Below are 14,110 nucleotides of genomic sequence, written 5' to 3' on the forward strand. Positions count from 1 at the left end.
CGTCTCCTCAGTCTTCGAGGAGGCGGGCCAGTACCGTCGCGTGGCTCTGCTCCGGCGTCTTGGACGCGGTCAGCAGTGTCACGTCACCCTTGCGGACCAGGTCCCGCACCCGGCCGAGGAGTTCGGCGGCCTCGTCGCCGGTGAGCTCCGCCTCGTACCGCGCGGCGAACTCCTCGTAGGAGGCATCGCCCGCGTGGTACCAGCGGCGCAGTTCCGTCGACGGGGTGACCGCCTTCGGCCACTCGTCCACCCGGGCCGCGGCCTTCGACAGGCCGCGCGGCCACAGCCGGTCGACCAGGACACGTGTCCCGTCCTCCGGCTCGGGCGGATCGTAGACACGGCGGACGCGCACGCTCATGGCCGGCCCCTTTCACGGCGGACGGGTCTGCCGGGAGCGTAACCCCGGCCGCGCAGAACGGCCGGTGGAGGGACGTCAGCCGGAGCGGCGCCGGGCTGCCGCGCGCCGCTTCAGCGCACGCCGTTCCGTCTCGCTCGTGCCGCCCCACACCCCGATGGACTGCCCCGTGTCCATGGCCCATTGCAGGCACTCGTCCTGGACGGGGCAGCGCCGGCACACCGACTTGGCCTGCTCCGTCTGCAGCAAGGCCGGTCCCGTGGTGCCGATCGGGAAGAAGAGCTCGGGGTCCTCGTGCCGGCAGGCAGCGTGGTCTCGCCAGTTGTCCATCGAAGTCACCTGCATCACAGTAGAAACGTGCCCGTTCGGATGCTTACTCCTTTTCGGGTCACCTGTCGATGCCTCGTGAAACAACGCCTCCCGGCCAACCGGTCACTGCTCGCGCATGCCCCAGGGCGAGCCATAGGCCGTCAGCAGGTCCAGGAACGGGCGGGCCGGGAACGCCTCCGGGCCGAGCACGCCCGTGCCGGACCAGGCGCCGGTGGCGAGGAGTTCGAGCGCGACGACCGGGTTGACGGCGGTCTGCCACACCACGGCCTGGCTGCCGTACTCCTTCATCGACCACTGGTTGTCGACCACGTGGTACAGGTACACCTCGCGCGGCTTCCCGTCCTTCACACCCCGCACCCAGGTGCCCGCGCACGTCTTGCCGTGCATCCGCTCGCCCAGGGTCGCCGGGTCGGGCAGGCACGCGGCGACCACGTCCCGGGGTGAGACCGCCACCGGGCCGTCGGGACCCGGCACCGTCACCGGGTCGGTGCGGTCCAGACCCAGCCGGTGCAGCGTCTTCAGCGTCTCGACGAACTCCCGGCCCAGGCCGTACTTGAAGGTGACGCGGCGCGCGTCGACCCAGCGGGGGACCAGCAGCACCTCCTCGTGCTCCACGTTGACGCACTCGACCGGGCCGATGCCCTCGGGGAAGTCGAAGACCTCGGGCTCGCTGAAGGGCTCGGTGGTGAACCAGCCGCGGTCGGCCTCGTAGACGACCGGCGGGTTGAGGCATTCCTCGATGGTGGTCCAGATGCTGAACGAGGGCGCGAAGTCGTAGCCGTCGACGGTCAGGTTCGCGCCGTCGCGGATGCCGATCTCCTCGATCTCGTCGAAGAGTTCGTCGGCGGCATGGCGGGCGAAGACGTCCGACAGGCCCGGCTCCACCCCCATGCCGACGAGGGCCAGGACCCCCTCCTTCTCCCAGTCGGCCGCCTCGGCGAACTGCTCGTCGCCGAGCTTCACCCCGCACTCCGCGTACGGCCGTTCCCCGTGCGGGCGGGACAGCGACATCGCCATGTCGAGATAGGTGGCGCCCGCGGCGCGGGCCGCGCGGAACAGGGGCATCACAAAGCGCGGGTCGGTGGCGTTGAGCAGGACGTCGCAGCGGTGCCGTGCCAGCAGACGGGCCACCGCCGCCTCGTCGCCCGCGTCCACCCGCTCGGCGGTGAACCGCGCGTCGCCGCCGAGTGCCGCGACCGCCGCCTCGGCCCGGGCCGGGTCGTAGTCGGCCACCACCATCGCCTCGAAGAACGGTCGCCGGGCCGCGATCCGGGTGATCGCGCCGCCCACACCGCCGGCGCCCACGAGCAGTACACGCATGACAGAAACTCCCTTTTTGCGAAGAACGTGGAGGGCCCTTGAGGAGATGAAACGCCGCCCTCTGTCTTAAGGTCAATGGCGTTGGCATAAGGAGGGAGCCGTCGTGCCGAAGCCCGTGGTGCCGGAGGAGAAACGCCGCCGGCGCAGGCCCACCAAGAGCGGCACCGTGCTGTCCGAAGAGCTGATCGTCGAGACGGCGCTGCGCATGCTGCACGAACACGGCAGCGCCGGACTGACCGCCCGCAGGCTCGGCCTGGCCCTGGACGCCGACCCGAGCACGCTCTACCGGTACTTCCGGGGCATGGACGACCTGACGCTCGCCATCGGCGACGCGCTGATCGGGCAGGCGCTCGGCGGCTGGGCGCCGACGGGGGAGTGGCGGGCGGACCTGCGGGCCGTCGGGCTGCGCATCCACGCCGCGTACGTGGCGCATCCGCAGGCGGCCGTGCTCACCGCCAGCCGGGTCTCGGGCCGGGCCCACGAACTCGCCGCCGACGAGGCGGTCCTGGACCTCCTGCGCACGGCGGGCTTCCCGCTGCCGGACGCGGTGCGGATCTACCACGCCTTCGTCGACACCACGCTGGCCTTCGCCGCACTCGACGCCGCCTCGCTGGCACTGCCCCGTGCCTCACTGCACGCCGACGAGGAGATGTGGCGTTCGACGTACGCCCACCTGCCCGCCACCACCCATCCCCGCATCGCGGAAGCGGCACCCCTGCTCGCCACCCGCATGCTGACCAGCGCCTATCCGACGGCCCTGGAGATGCTGCTGGACAGCGCGGCGACGCAGTTGGACGGCATCGAGGCGTAGGGCGGCACGCCTCAGTTGCGCAGTGCCTCCGCTGCGGTCGCCGTCACCGTCTCCGCCACCTGCGCCAGCGCCGGGGAGTCGAGCTTCCACTGCTGCCAGTACAGAGGCACGTCGACCGGCCGGCCCGAGGCGAGTCCCACGAGCCGGCCAGTGCGCAGCAGCGGGTCCGCCTGGGCCTCGGGTACCAGGCCCCAGCCCAGCCCGGCGGCCACGGCATCGACGAACCCCTCCGAGGTCGGCACGTAGTGCCGCAGCGCGCTCGCCCCGCTCCGTCCCCGGGTGAGCCGGCGGACGAAGCCGTCCTGGAAGTCGTCCCTGCGGTCGAAGGTCACGACGGGCACGTCGAGCAGCACCTGCTCCAGGGGGCCGCCGAGGTGGCGGGCGGCGAAGTCCGGCGCGGCCACCGGGACGTAGCGCATCCGGCCGAGGGAGCGCACCGAGCAGCCCGGCACGGCGTCCGGCGACGAGGTCACCGCGGCCATCACCACCCCCTCCCGCAGCAGCGCCGCCGTATGGTCCTCGTCCTCGCGGCGCAATTCGAAGTAGAGCCGCAGTTCCTCCGGTACGCGGGTGAGCACCCCGAGGAACCAGGTGGCCAGCGAGTCCGCGTTCACCGCGACCGAGACCCGGGTCGGCTCGCCGGTACCGCTCAGGCCCAGCTCCGCGTACGCATCGCGCTCCAGCCGAGCCACCTGGCGGGCCAGCCGCACCAGCACCTCGCCCGACTCGGTGGGCCGCACCGGCTTGGTCCGCAGCAGCAGGACCCGCCCCGTGCGCTGCTCCAGCGCCTTCACGCGCTGGCTGATCGCCGACGGCGTCACATGCAGCGCGGCCGCCGCCGCGTCGAACGTGCCCTCGTCCACGACCGCGAGCAGGGTCCGCACCTGGTCCAGAGGCAGGTCCGGCATCACCGATGTCATCACGTGCGCTAATGATACGTAAGAATCTTTAGCTGTACCCGGACCGGGTCCGTCCGTAGCGTCAAGGTCATGACCAGCACCTTCACCGCCGCGGCCGCGGGTTTCGGCACCGGACTGTCCCTCATCGTCGCCATCGGTGCCCAGAACGCCTTCGTCCTGCGCCAGGGGGTCCGCCGCGAGGCGGTCCTCGCCGTCGTCGGCATCTGCGCCCTGTCCGACGCAGCCCTCATCACGCTCGGGGTCGGCGGGGTCGGAGCGGTGGTGGTGACATGGCCGGGCGTGCTGACGGCGGTCGGCTGGATCGGCGGCGCGTTCCTGCTCTGCTACGGCGCCCTGGCCGCCCGCCGGGTGTTCCGGCCGGGCGGCGGCGGCCTCCGGGCGGAGGGTGAGGCGGCCGGATCACGCCGCCGGGCCGTGCTCACCTGCCTGGCGATGACCTGGCTCAACCCGCACGTCTACCTCGACACCGTCTTCCTGCTGGGCTCCGTCGCCGCCGACCACGGCCCGCTGCGCTGGACGTTCGGTCTGGGCGCCGTGCTGGCCAGCCTGTGCTGGTTCACCGTCCTCGGCTTCGGCGCCCGGCTGCTCGGCCGTCACCTCGCCAAGCCAGCCGCCTGGCGGGTCATGGACGGCGTGCTCGCCGTCACCATGATCGCGCTCGGTGCCGCGCTCATCGCCGGAAGCTGAGACCTCGCCTCCGGGGCGCTCGGCGGCTGGTGGGATAGTGATCCCCGGCCGGGTAGCTGTAGCGAGCATCCAGGAAGCGGCGAGTGGACACCAGCGAGAGCACGACGGAAGAGCAGGATCCCGCGCCGGAGGCACCCCCGCGCCGCGGCTGGCGGCGCTGGGCCATGGACACCCGCCCCCTGCGCCGCCCCGCCTACAGAAGGCTGTGGGGCTCGACCATCGTCACGGCCGTCGGCAGCCAGCTCACCGCGGTCGCCGTGCCCAAGCAGATCTACGACATCACCGGCTCCTCGGCCTGGGTGGGCGCGGCGAGCCTGGCGGGCCTCGTGCCTCTGATCGTGTTCGCGCTGTGGGGCGGGGCGATCGCCGACAGCATGGACCGGCGCAAGCTGCTGCTGATCACCAACATCGGCATCGCCGTCACCTCGCTGCTGTTCTGGCTCCAGGCCTTCGCGGGCCTTGAGTCGGTGGCCGCGCTCATGGTGCTGCTCGCGATGCAGCAGGCCTTCTGGGGCCTGAACGCACCGGCCCGCACCGCCTCCATCGCCCGGCTGGTCCCCGAGGACGAACTGCCGGCGGCGGGTGCCCTCGGCTCGACCGTGATGCAGACCGGCCAGGTGGTCGGTCCGCTGCTCGCCGGCGCCCTCATCCCCGTGATCGGCCTGCCCGAGCTCTATCTGATCGACGCCCTGGCCCTGTGCGTCACGGTGTGGGCGGTGTACCGGCTGCCGTCGCTGCCGCCCCTGGCCGGCACGGGCAAACGCCGCGCGGGCGTGCGGGAGATCGCCGCCGGTTTCCGCTACATCTCCGGGCACACCGTGTTGCTGCTGTCGTTCCTCGCCGACATCATCGCCATGGTCCTCGGCATGCCGCGCGCCCTGTTCCCGCAGCTCGCCGCCCAGACCTACGCGCCCTACGGCGAAGGTCTCGCGCTGGGCCTGCTGTTCGCGGCGATCCCCATCGGCGCCGTGCTGGGCGGACTGTTCTCCGGCACCTTCTCCCGGGCGCGCCGACACGGCTGGATGGTCATCGGGGCGGTGGTCGCGTGGGGTGCGGCGATCGCGGGCTTCGGGCTGAGCACCAGTCTGTGGGTCGGGGTGGCGTTCCTCGCCGTGGCCGGTGTGGCCGACATGGTCTCGATGGTCTTCCGGGGCGCGATCCTGCTGTCCGCCGCCACCGACGAGATGCGCGGGCGCATGCAGGGCGTCTTCACCGTCGTCGTGGCGGGCGGCCCGCGCCTCGCCGACGTACTGCACGGCACGGCGGGCTCCGCCTTCGGCCCCCGCACCGCCGTCACGGGCGGCGGCCTGCTGGTCGTGGCCGTGATGCTGGCCCTGGCCGCCGCGGTACCGGCACTGCGCCGCTACCGCATCTGAGTCTCAGAGGGCCCCTCGCCGGTGCAGTGTGTACTGCTCCATCAGTTTGCCGCGAGTCATCTCCAGCCGGTGCGCGAGCACCTCGGCGACCGATCGCACCAGCAGCAGACCCAGCTGGGAGTCCTCCTCGCACAGCTCCAGCACGGCCGCCGCGTCGAACTCGTAGGCCCGTACGGGACTGAACGCCACCGCGCCGAAGTCCCAGGTGTGCGGCGGGAACAGCCAGGACCAGCCGAGCAGGTCGCCCGCGCCGAGGCTGGCCACGGTGACCCGTTGCAGGGAGTTGACCTCCTGATCCAGGGAGACCGCACCGGAACGGATGACCCAGAAGCGGTCGGCCGCGCCGCCCGCCTCGAAGATGCGGGTGTCCTCGGGGAAGGACACCTCCCGCGCGAGCGCCATCAGACGCTGCCGCTGGGGCGGAGGCAGGGCGGTCAGGAGTTTGATCGCTTTGGTCATGACGCGGAGCTCCTCGCCGGGCGGTCGACTACCGGTGCATTCTCCCTACGCCCATTTCAGCCGCTGGCGGAGCCTCGGGCACCTCGGCGTGGGCAACTTTCTCCGGGCATGAAAAAGCCCTGGCTGGACGGGGGAGACCAGCCAGGGCCGTTAGCGGTGACGAACGGGGGAACGCGGGTTCGACCCCGCCATCACGTATGAATGAACGATAAACCATCCAGGGGCCGTCCGTGCACCCCGGACCGGGCCGGGTGACCCGTTTCACGTCGGAGTCACCGTGCGCTGTCGGAGACGACACGGACCGTATCCAGCTTCGGGTCCGTGGGATCGGGTAGGTGCATGCCCGCCGCCAGCCCTGTGCGCAGATACGCCAGCACCGGCTCGGTGAGGCGCTCACCCGGGAGGACGGCCGGGATGCCGGGCGGATACGGCGTGATCATCTCCGCCGCGACCCGTCCGGCCGCCTCGCCCACCGGCGCGTCCTCGGCCGGGCCGAAGAACGCGTCGCGGGGCAGCATGACCTGCTCCATCCGCAGCTCGGCCGACGACGGCACCTCCACCCGCGGCCCCCGGGGCAGATCCCCCGCGGCCCGGGCGAGATCGCGCAGCGCCTCCAGCAACGGCCCGGTCGTCTCCCGGTCGTCGCCGTGGGTGATCTGCATGCCGATGCGGCGGTGGTCCACCAGATGCGCGTCGATGTGCCGGTGCTCGCGCAGCCAGTCCGCCGCCTGGAAGCCCGTGATCCCGAGCCCGGTGAGATCGATGACCCCGGGCAGGGGGTCGAAGTCGTCGGAGAGCCCAGGGCCGCAGAAGTCCCGTCGGTCGTTGACGTGCAGCCCGTCGATCTCCTCGATGGCGGACCGGACCTCGGCCGCGAGATCCAGCGCGCCGCCCATCAGCTCCTCGCCGTGCAGCGCCATCTGCCGCCGCCAGCCGTCCAAACCCGCGAAGATCAGCACCGAGGGACTGGTGGTGCCCAGCAGGTCCGCGCGCATCCCCAGCAACTGCGGCGGGACCAGGTCGCCCCGCAGATGGAAGACCGAGCCCTGTTCCAGGCCGCTGCCCATCTTGTGGATGCTGGTCACGCAGATGTCCGCGCCCGCGTCCATCGCCCAGGACGGCAGATCGGGGTGGAACGGCAGATGCGCGCCCCACGCCTCGTCCACGATCAGCGGCAGCGCCCGCCGGTGGCACACCTCGGCGATCGCCCCGAGGTCCGCGCAACCGCCGTACGGCGTGGGGCTCGTGACCAGCGCGCCCCGCGCGTCCGGGTGGGCCCCGAAGGCCCGCTCGAAGTCCTCGGCGGACGGCGGATGGGCCAGTTTCCGCTCGGCGTCCCAGCGCGGGTCGACCCAGACGGGTTCGATACCGGACAGGATCAGCCCCGCCACCACCGACTTGTGCGCGTCACGCCCGATCAGCAGCTTCTCGTGCGGCCCCGCGACCGACAGCATGGCCGCCTTCACCGACAGGGAGCTGCCGCACGTACTGAAGTAGGTGTGCTCGGCGTGCACCGCGTCGGCCATCAGCTCCTGTGCCCGGTGCAGCACCTGTCCCCGGGTGAGCCGGTCGTCCAGACCGCCCGAGGCCAGCACGTCGCCGTGGAACACCGCGTCACCGAGGACCTCCCGGACCATCGGATCGGCGCCGCGCGCCTGCTTGTGCCCGGGTGGCGAGAACGACAGATGCCCCTTGCGGCGGTACTCGTCCAGGGCTTCCAGAACCGGTGCGCGGGTGTGGTCGACTGTCATCCGCACCGGGTTCCCGCCGCGTCCCGTCGCAATCGGCCGCCGTCCGGTACGGGGTACGGACCCTCCCGGTCAGCCCTCCGTACCGTGCTTGCCCGGCGTCAGGATCTCGTCCAGCACCGTGACCACCGCCTCGTAGGACATTCCTCGTACGGTCGCGTCCCTGGCCCCCTTCGGGTCGGTCGCGCTCAGTTCCTCGCTCCTGGCCCGCCACGTCCGTTCCTCGCGCATCGCGCAGGCCCTCGCGCGCCGGATGCGCCGCAGCAGTTCGTCCGAGTCCACCACATCGGTCATGCACCCCGCCTACCCACACAAGGCGCCGAGATGGCACCGACCGGCGGCCGTTCGGGCGCTTTTCGGCAGGAAAGGCGGACCGGAGGTTTGCAGGTGCGGGGAGAGGTCAGCCGAAGAGAAGAGGCCCGCGGCGCTCGCGAGGTGCGCGCCCCGAACGCCGCGGGAGGTTGAAGGAAGCAGCGGGCACCGTGAGCCCCAGGCGTGCCCGAGCGGGCGGCCACGGAACGCGGGCCGGGCCCGGCTTCCGTCTTCACCGACCAGGGAGCTGAAGGATGTGCGACGAGCACATGATCGAATCCGTACTCGGGCCGCTCGGCGCGGACCTGGACCGGCCGTGCAAACCCGCTGAGGCGCGCCGGGCCGTGGAGCGCGCCGTGGCCGAACGCTGCCGTACCACTCACACCCCGTGCGACGCGGACGCCCTGTCCGACGCGCTGCTCGTCGTCTCGGAACTGACGACCAACGCGATCCTGCACGGCGGCGGCGTCACCGACTTCCGGGTCGACGTCGACGGCCCCGGCGTGCGAGTGTCGGTGAGCGACCGCAGTGACGAACTGCCCGTGACGGCGCCACCCGTGGATCCGCACGGACGGCTGCGGCACGGTGGCCACGGCTGGCCCATCGTGTGCCGGCTCTCCCGCGACGTCCGCGTCGCGGACCTGCCTGCCGGCGGCAAGTGCATCACCGCCGTCGTACCCCTCGCCTGAAACCCGGTTGCCGGCTCCCGGGCAGATTGCACAGCAAAGTGGAGTTTGTTCCACCGGGGGCAGGGCAGTCGCAATCTCGTGCTTCGGACCGGAGGCGCGCCAGCGGGAGCGGTATGGCTGCCCCGGAGGCCCTCCAGGCGATCCGGGCAGCGACCTTCCTGCGGTACACCCTGAAATCACCGTTGTCAGGAGCGAATCCGCATGCTCATCGACACGCCCACGAACCGCCCCGACACGCCCGGAACCACGACCACCGCCACTCGGCGGCGGCACGACGACGCCCCGGACACCGCCGCCCTGTTCACCCGGCTGGCGGAACTGGAGGAGGGCCCCGAGCGGGAAGCCGTCCGTGACGAGCTCGTCACGCTGTGGCTGCCCATGGCCCACCGCATCGCCGGCCGCTTCCGCGAGCGCGGCGAGTCGCTCGAGGACCTCAAGCAGGTGGCGGCCCTGGGGCTGGTCAAGGCCGTCGACCGTTTCGACCCGAGCCGGGGAGCCTTCGAGAGCTACGCCGTCCCCACCATCACCGGTGAGGTCAAGCGGCATTTCCGGGACCGGATGTGGGCCCTGCGGGTCCCCCGCCGGGTGCAGGAACTGCGTAACAAGGTGCGGGTGGCACGCCGTGAACTCACCCAGAACCCGGGCAGCCCCGAGCCCTCCGTGGCGGACCTCGCCGCCCGCACCGGCCTGACCGAGGAAGAGGTCGGCGCCGGGCTCGAAGCGCTGGAGAGCTTCAGCACCCTGTCGCTGGACGCCGAGCTCTCGGCCGACGACGACGGCTACAGCCTCGCGGACACCCTCGGCGCGGCTGACGCCTCCTATGACGTCGTGGTCGACCGCGAGTCCGCCAAGGAAGGCCTGCGCCGCCTGCCGGAACGCGAACGGGCCATTCTCTACATGCGCTTCTTCGAGGACATGACGCAAAGCCGCATCGCCGACCACCTCGGCATCTCCCAGATGCACGTCTCCCGTCTCATCAGCCGCAGCTGCGCCCGGGTGCGCGACGAGGCCTTGGGGCAGCGGACGGGCGCCCGGGACAGCGGGGGCACCTCCACGACGGCCTGACCATCCGACCCACGAGGAGCGAGAACCACATGCTGAGACCCCACCCCGCGGTGCTGCGCCGCCTCGTCGACGAGTACGAGGCACTGGTACCGGCCGCCGAGGCCGGAAACGCACCGGCCGAGGCCGGGCCGCGGGCCCGCGACCTGGCGTACACGCTGTGCGTGTCCACCGGCACCCGGGACGTCGGACGAGCCCTGGAAGTCGCTCACCAGTGGCTCGCGACCGCACCCGCACCGGCCCGGGAGACCGCTGCCCTGGCCACCTGACAACGGGCGGAACAGGGGCCCGGCCGACGGCATCAGCCGCGGCCAGGCCCCTTCGCGTCCCGCGAAGGCCGGGTCCCCGGGGGCGGCGAGGCCGGAACGCGCTGGTCCGGCAGTCGGCCGGGTGTGTGGCCGCCGAGCCGGGGCATCCGGAACGCCGGGAGGTCGACATGAACACGAGTGCGCTGGCACAGACCGGACGGTTCCGGGCCCGACGGGCGGCACGGGGTTCGGTGACGGAGGGGGCGGCACGGGCGGGACTCACCGCCCGGGGCGTGATCTATCTGCTCGTGGGCGCGCTGGCGCTGCAGATCGCCTTCGGCGACACCAAGGAGCAGGCCGACCGCGGGGGAGCCCTGGCGGCGATCTCGCAGAAGCCGTTCGGAGCGGTGCTGCTCTGGGCCCTGGGCATCGGGCTCGTGGGCATGGCCCTGTGGCGGCTGTCCGAGGTGTTCTTCGGCTCCGTCGGACAGGACGGCCGCAGCGCCCGCAAGCGACTGATGGCGGGCGTCCGCTTCGCGTTCTACGTCTTCGTCGCCTACTCCGTGCTGTCGTTCGCGGCCAGCCGTGACCAGAGCGGTGGCGGCTCCAGCGACCAGCAGTCCCGGGACGCCACCGCCAGGGCCCTGGAGCTGCCCGCCGGGCAGTGGCTGGTCGGCGCGGCCGGGATCGCGATCGTCGCCGCGGGCGGGTGGATCGGCGTACGGGCGGTCCTGCGCAAGTACCACGACAAGCTCCGGCTCGGGCAGATGGGCCCCCGCACCCGGCGGCTGGTGGACTTCACGGGCGTGGCAGGCGGAGCCGCCCGCGGGCTGGTCTTCGCCGTGGCCGGCGTCTTCGCCGTCCGCGCCGCGATCGAGTACGAACCCGATAAGGCCAAGGGCCTGGACGACACCCTGCGCACCTTCGCCGACACCCCGCTCGGCCCCTGGCTGCTGGTCTGTGTCGCGGCCGGGCTCGTGCTCTTCGGGGTGTTCTCCTTCGCCATGGCCCGCTGGCGACGCGTCTGAGCCGCGTCGTGCGGGGAACACGATGCCAATGAGCGATTCCGAGATTCCGCATGGCGACGACCGGCCCGTGGACATGTACCTGGACCTCCTGCGCATCCGGATGGACACCGAGGACTACCGCCTCCTGATGCGCGTGGTGGAGCCCGTCCTCGAGGCGATCGACGAGGAGCGCCTGTCCAGCCTCGACTTCGCGCTCGACTCAGGGGCCGGCGACGAACTGCCCCAAGAGGTGCGTGACGAGGTGGCCCTCGTCATCGCCACCGCCGTCACCGGCCGCCTGGACAACGAAGTGGTCGAACTCGACGTCGACGAGACCGGCCCGGTCAGGATCGTCACGGACGCGACCACCGCGTCCGATCCCGACCGCCTCGGCGAGATAGCCGACTACATCAAGGAACGGCACAGGCAGACCGAGGAGCTCCGGGGCATCGCCGAGGTGAGCGGTCTGCCCACGGACTTCTGAGCGGTACCGGCCGGACTTCTGAGCGGTACCGGCCTCAGCCCCGGGGTTCCGCCACCGGCACGCCCAGCGGCCGGGCCAGGCCCACCACGGCCTCGTCCAGCCGCTCCAGGTGCCGCAGCACGCGGTCGGTGATCCGGCCGTAGCGCGGTGTGCCGGCGTCGGACCCCAGCAGCGAGGCGATGCTCGGGCCCGTCTCCACCCGGGCCCCGGCGTGCTCGTCCTCGACCCGGGCCGCGATGGCCCCGATGTTGCGCACGGTACGCGCCGCGGCCCCGCGCAACCGCGGATCCGCCGCGATCGAGGGATGCGTGGGCAGCAGCTCGGCGGTCGCCGCCAGCGTCCGCGCGTGGTACGCGCACGTCTCCAGCAGCGCCACCACGTACCGGGCCGTGTGGCGCCGGGCCCGCAGCGGCGTGACCGGGTGGGTCAGCGGCTGCGTGGCCGCCCGCAGATCGGCCAGCGCCTGGTCCAGGTCACGCGCCTTGTCCAGCAGCTCGTCCGCGGGCCCGCCGCTGAGCTGCCCGACCGCCGACTCCGTGACATCGGCCAGCCGTTCGAGCACGGTGCCGAGCAGCTCGTTCGTACGGCGGTCGGTCCGCACCGGCAGGACCAGCGCCGCCGCGACCACGCCGCAGGCCGCACCGAGGGCGGTCTCCTCCACCCGCAGCAGAAGCACGTCGAGGCTGTAGGTGTGCAGCAGCGTGTACAGCAGCCCTAGCATCGCCGTGACGAAGAACGACATCAGCGTGTACGACAACGGCGCCGAGTAGAACATCGCGAAGATCAGCACCAGCACCAGCGCGAACGCCGTCCAGGTGTGCTGTCCGACCAGGCCCGCCAGCACGATTCCGGCCACGACGCCGAACACCGTGCCGAGCAGCCGCCGGTAGCCCTTGACGAGGATCTCGCCCGTGGAGGCGGTGTTCAGAAAAACGATCCAGCAGGTCAGCACCGCCCAGTACCAGCGCTGTGTGGACAGCAGCTCGCCGCCCACGATGGCCAGCGTCGAGCCGACGGCGACCTGTACCGCGGCACGCGTGGTGGGCCGCCGCAGACCCGTCTCCTCCTCCACGGTCGGCTCTTCGCCGCCGCCGTCGATCGCCGCGTCCTCGGCGTCCAGCTCCTCGCGGGAGCGGGCCGTGGCAGGAGTGTCGTCCGACTCGTCCTGCGGGCCGTCCAGCGCGATCCGCAGACCCATGACCGCGCGGGCCGCCTCGCCGATTCCCCGGAAGACGTCCTGGACGGCGGCGGGCGCGGGCGGCAGGTTCTCCTCGTCCCGGTAGCCGAGAAGCCGGTTGCGTACGTGCGCCAGCCCTGTGCCGGTATCGCCGCTCCCGGCCCGCAGCACGAGGGTGCGCAGCGCCTGGAGATCCCGGCGGAGCGTGGCGGTGGCCTCGTCCGGCACGGCCGGCGCGTCCAGCGACGGCGCGGGCGCGCCCGGCAGGTGCAGCGTGAGCGTGTCGGCCCGCTCGGCGCTGCGGGCGGTCAGCAGCAGCAGTCCGAGCCGCTCGGCGGCGATCTCGGCGTCCGCGATGCGGCGCTGCACGAGTCGCGCCGCCGACTCGTCCGGGGTGCCCTCGTCCAGCTGCGCCTGGATCATCATCGCCGTCTCGTGCAGCCGCGCGGTCCCCTCGCGCACGGCATCCAGGGCCTTGTCCATCTCGTCCGCGTCGGCGTCGAGGAGGTCGAGCTGCGCGGACACCAGCTGGGCCAGCCGGGCGCGGAAGGCCAGCCGCAGCCGCATCAGCACGCCCGTGGGCGTCGCGGGCACCACCGCGAAGCGCATGACGGCACTGGAGCAGAACGCCACGGCCATGACGCCGCACATCGCGGGCAGCGAGGAGACGGTGACGCCGACGAAGAGGGACAGGAAGTAGATCTGAAAGCCGATCAGCCCCAGCGCGGTGCCGCGGTCGCCGAACCGGCGGCCGTAGACCGCGCAGAAGATCAGGACGACGAAGAAGATGTCACCGACGTAGGGACGCGCGTTCAGATACGCGCCCAGGGACACGGAGGCCAGCGCCACCGGCAGCCCCAGCGCCAGCGTCACGGCCTGGGGGCCGAGCTGCTTCTCCCGGATGGCGAAGGTGGCGACCATCGCCGCCATGGCCCCCGCCACCAGCTGGTGCACATCGGCCCCGAACAGACTGAGCACGGCCAGGGTGAGTGCGATGGCGCCGACCGTGCGCAACCCGGCCGTCAGGCGCAGCAGTCCCGGGTCGGACGCCGCGATCCGGTCCCGCAGTCCTGTCCACACCGAACGTCCTGCTGCCCTCACGCCGCCGCACTCTCTCCCGACTCA

Annotated in this window: 16 protein-coding genes; 8 read left to right on the plus strand and 8 right to left on the minus strand. The window is 72.2% G+C overall.

The features are described from left to right. Positions 1–7 precede the first annotated feature (7 nt). The 3 genes from ACWIF2_RS10770 to ACWIF2_RS10780 form a co-directional block, all read right to left on the minus strand. Positions 8–358 (minus strand): DUF488 domain-containing protein, encoded by a 351-nt coding sequence (locus tag ACWIF2_RS10770; protein WP_454359800.1) that lies wholly within the window; start codon positions 356–358, stop codon positions 8–10. Between the two features lie 75 nt (positions 359–433). Further along, positions 434–685 carry a WhiB family transcriptional regulator gene (locus ACWIF2_RS10775; RefSeq protein ID WP_193478998.1) on the minus strand — a complete coding sequence of 84 codons (252 nt, stop codon included), beginning with the start codon at positions 683–685 and terminating at the stop codon, positions 434–436. A 102-nt stretch (positions 686–787) separates the two neighbouring features. Further along, the gene (locus tag ACWIF2_RS10780) at positions 788–2,005 is read right to left on the minus strand and encodes a saccharopine dehydrogenase family protein (protein ID WP_454359801.1); all 1,218 of its coding nucleotides are present in this window, start codon (positions 2,003–2,005) and stop codon (positions 788–790) included. Positions 2,006–2,108: 103 nt separating this feature from the next. Here ACWIF2_RS10780 and ACWIF2_RS10785 point away from each other — a divergent pair, with 103 nt between their 5' ends. Then, on the plus strand, positions 2,109–2,816 hold the full coding sequence (locus ACWIF2_RS10785; protein WP_454359802.1) for a TetR/AcrR family transcriptional regulator: 708 nt from the start codon (positions 2,109–2,111) through the stop codon (positions 2,814–2,816). Positions 2,817–2,827: 11 nt separating this feature from the next. Here the strand turns inward: ACWIF2_RS10785 and ACWIF2_RS10790 are convergent, their stop codons facing one another. Then, the gene (locus ACWIF2_RS10790) at positions 2,828–3,736 is read right to left on the minus strand and encodes a LysR family transcriptional regulator ArgP (protein WP_454359828.1); all 909 of its coding nucleotides are present in this window, start codon (positions 3,734–3,736) and stop codon (positions 2,828–2,830) included. 69 nt (positions 3,737–3,805) lie between these two features. On the opposite strand from ACWIF2_RS10790, the gene ACWIF2_RS10795 reads away from it, so the two are divergent. Continuing rightward, positions 3,806–4,423: a LysE/ArgO family amino acid transporter gene (locus tag ACWIF2_RS10795; RefSeq protein WP_454359803.1), complete on the plus strand. Its 618-nt coding sequence runs from the start codon at positions 3,806–3,808 to the stop codon at positions 4,421–4,423. Positions 4,424–4,506: 83 nt separating this feature from the next. Then, complete coding sequence (locus tag ACWIF2_RS10800) at positions 4,507–5,799, plus strand: MFS transporter (RefSeq protein ID WP_454359804.1); 1,293 nt, start codon at positions 4,507–4,509, stop codon at positions 5,797–5,799. A 3-nt stretch (positions 5,800–5,802) separates the two neighbouring features. On the opposite strand, the gene ACWIF2_RS10805 is transcribed toward ACWIF2_RS10800, so the two are convergent. The 3 genes from ACWIF2_RS10805 to ACWIF2_RS10815 form a co-directional block, all read right to left on the minus strand. Then, positions 5,803–6,258, minus strand: a complete 456-nt coding sequence (locus ACWIF2_RS10805; protein WP_382488557.1) for a cyclic nucleotide-binding domain-containing protein — start codon at positions 6,256–6,258, stop codon at positions 5,803–5,805. A 272-nt stretch (positions 6,259–6,530) separates the two neighbouring features. Next, a complete protein-coding gene (locus tag ACWIF2_RS10810) occupies positions 6,531–8,009 on the minus strand; it encodes an aminotransferase class I/II-fold pyridoxal phosphate-dependent enzyme (RefSeq protein WP_454359805.1) in 1,479 nt (492 codons plus the stop codon). A 69-nt stretch (positions 8,010–8,078) separates the two neighbouring features. Further along, entirely contained in the window at positions 8,079–8,300 is a 222-nt protein-coding gene (locus ACWIF2_RS10815; protein ID WP_399014503.1) for a hypothetical protein, read from the minus strand. Positions 8,301–8,572: 272 nt separating this feature from the next. Between ACWIF2_RS10815 and ACWIF2_RS10820 the strand changes: the two genes are divergently transcribed. The 5 genes from ACWIF2_RS10820 (at position 8,573) to ACWIF2_RS10840 (ending at position 11,808) form a co-directional block, all read left to right on the plus strand. Then, positions 8,573–9,007: an ATP-binding protein gene (locus ACWIF2_RS10820; RefSeq protein WP_454359806.1), complete on the plus strand. Its 435-nt coding sequence runs from the start codon at positions 8,573–8,575 to the stop codon at positions 9,005–9,007. Positions 9,008–9,208: 201 nt separating this feature from the next. Continuing rightward, positions 9,209–10,072 (plus strand): SigB/SigF/SigG family RNA polymerase sigma factor, encoded by an 864-nt coding sequence (locus ACWIF2_RS10825; RefSeq protein ID WP_454359807.1) that lies wholly within the window; start codon positions 9,209–9,211, stop codon positions 10,070–10,072. Between the two features lie 29 nt (positions 10,073–10,101). Further along, positions 10,102–10,338, plus strand: a complete 237-nt coding sequence (locus ACWIF2_RS10830; RefSeq protein ID WP_454359808.1) for a DUF5133 domain-containing protein — start codon at positions 10,102–10,104, stop codon at positions 10,336–10,338. 167 nt (positions 10,339–10,505) lie between these two features. Further along, positions 10,506–11,345: a DUF1206 domain-containing protein gene (locus tag ACWIF2_RS10835; protein WP_454359809.1), complete on the plus strand. Its 840-nt coding sequence runs from the start codon at positions 10,506–10,508 to the stop codon at positions 11,343–11,345. 28 nt (positions 11,346–11,373) lie between these two features. Continuing rightward, positions 11,374–11,808 (plus strand): hypothetical protein, encoded by a 435-nt coding sequence (locus ACWIF2_RS10840; RefSeq protein WP_382590185.1) that lies wholly within the window; start codon positions 11,374–11,376, stop codon positions 11,806–11,808. A 34-nt stretch (positions 11,809–11,842) separates the two neighbouring features. Here ACWIF2_RS10840 and ACWIF2_RS10845 read toward each other — a convergent pair whose 3' ends face one another. Then, positions 11,843–14,086, minus strand: a complete 2,244-nt coding sequence (locus tag ACWIF2_RS10845) for an FUSC family protein (RefSeq protein WP_454359810.1) — start codon at positions 14,084–14,086, stop codon at positions 11,843–11,845. Positions 14,087–14,110 lie beyond the last annotated feature (24 nt).

This window comes from Streptomyces sp. NPDC055506, assembly GCF_053643595.1.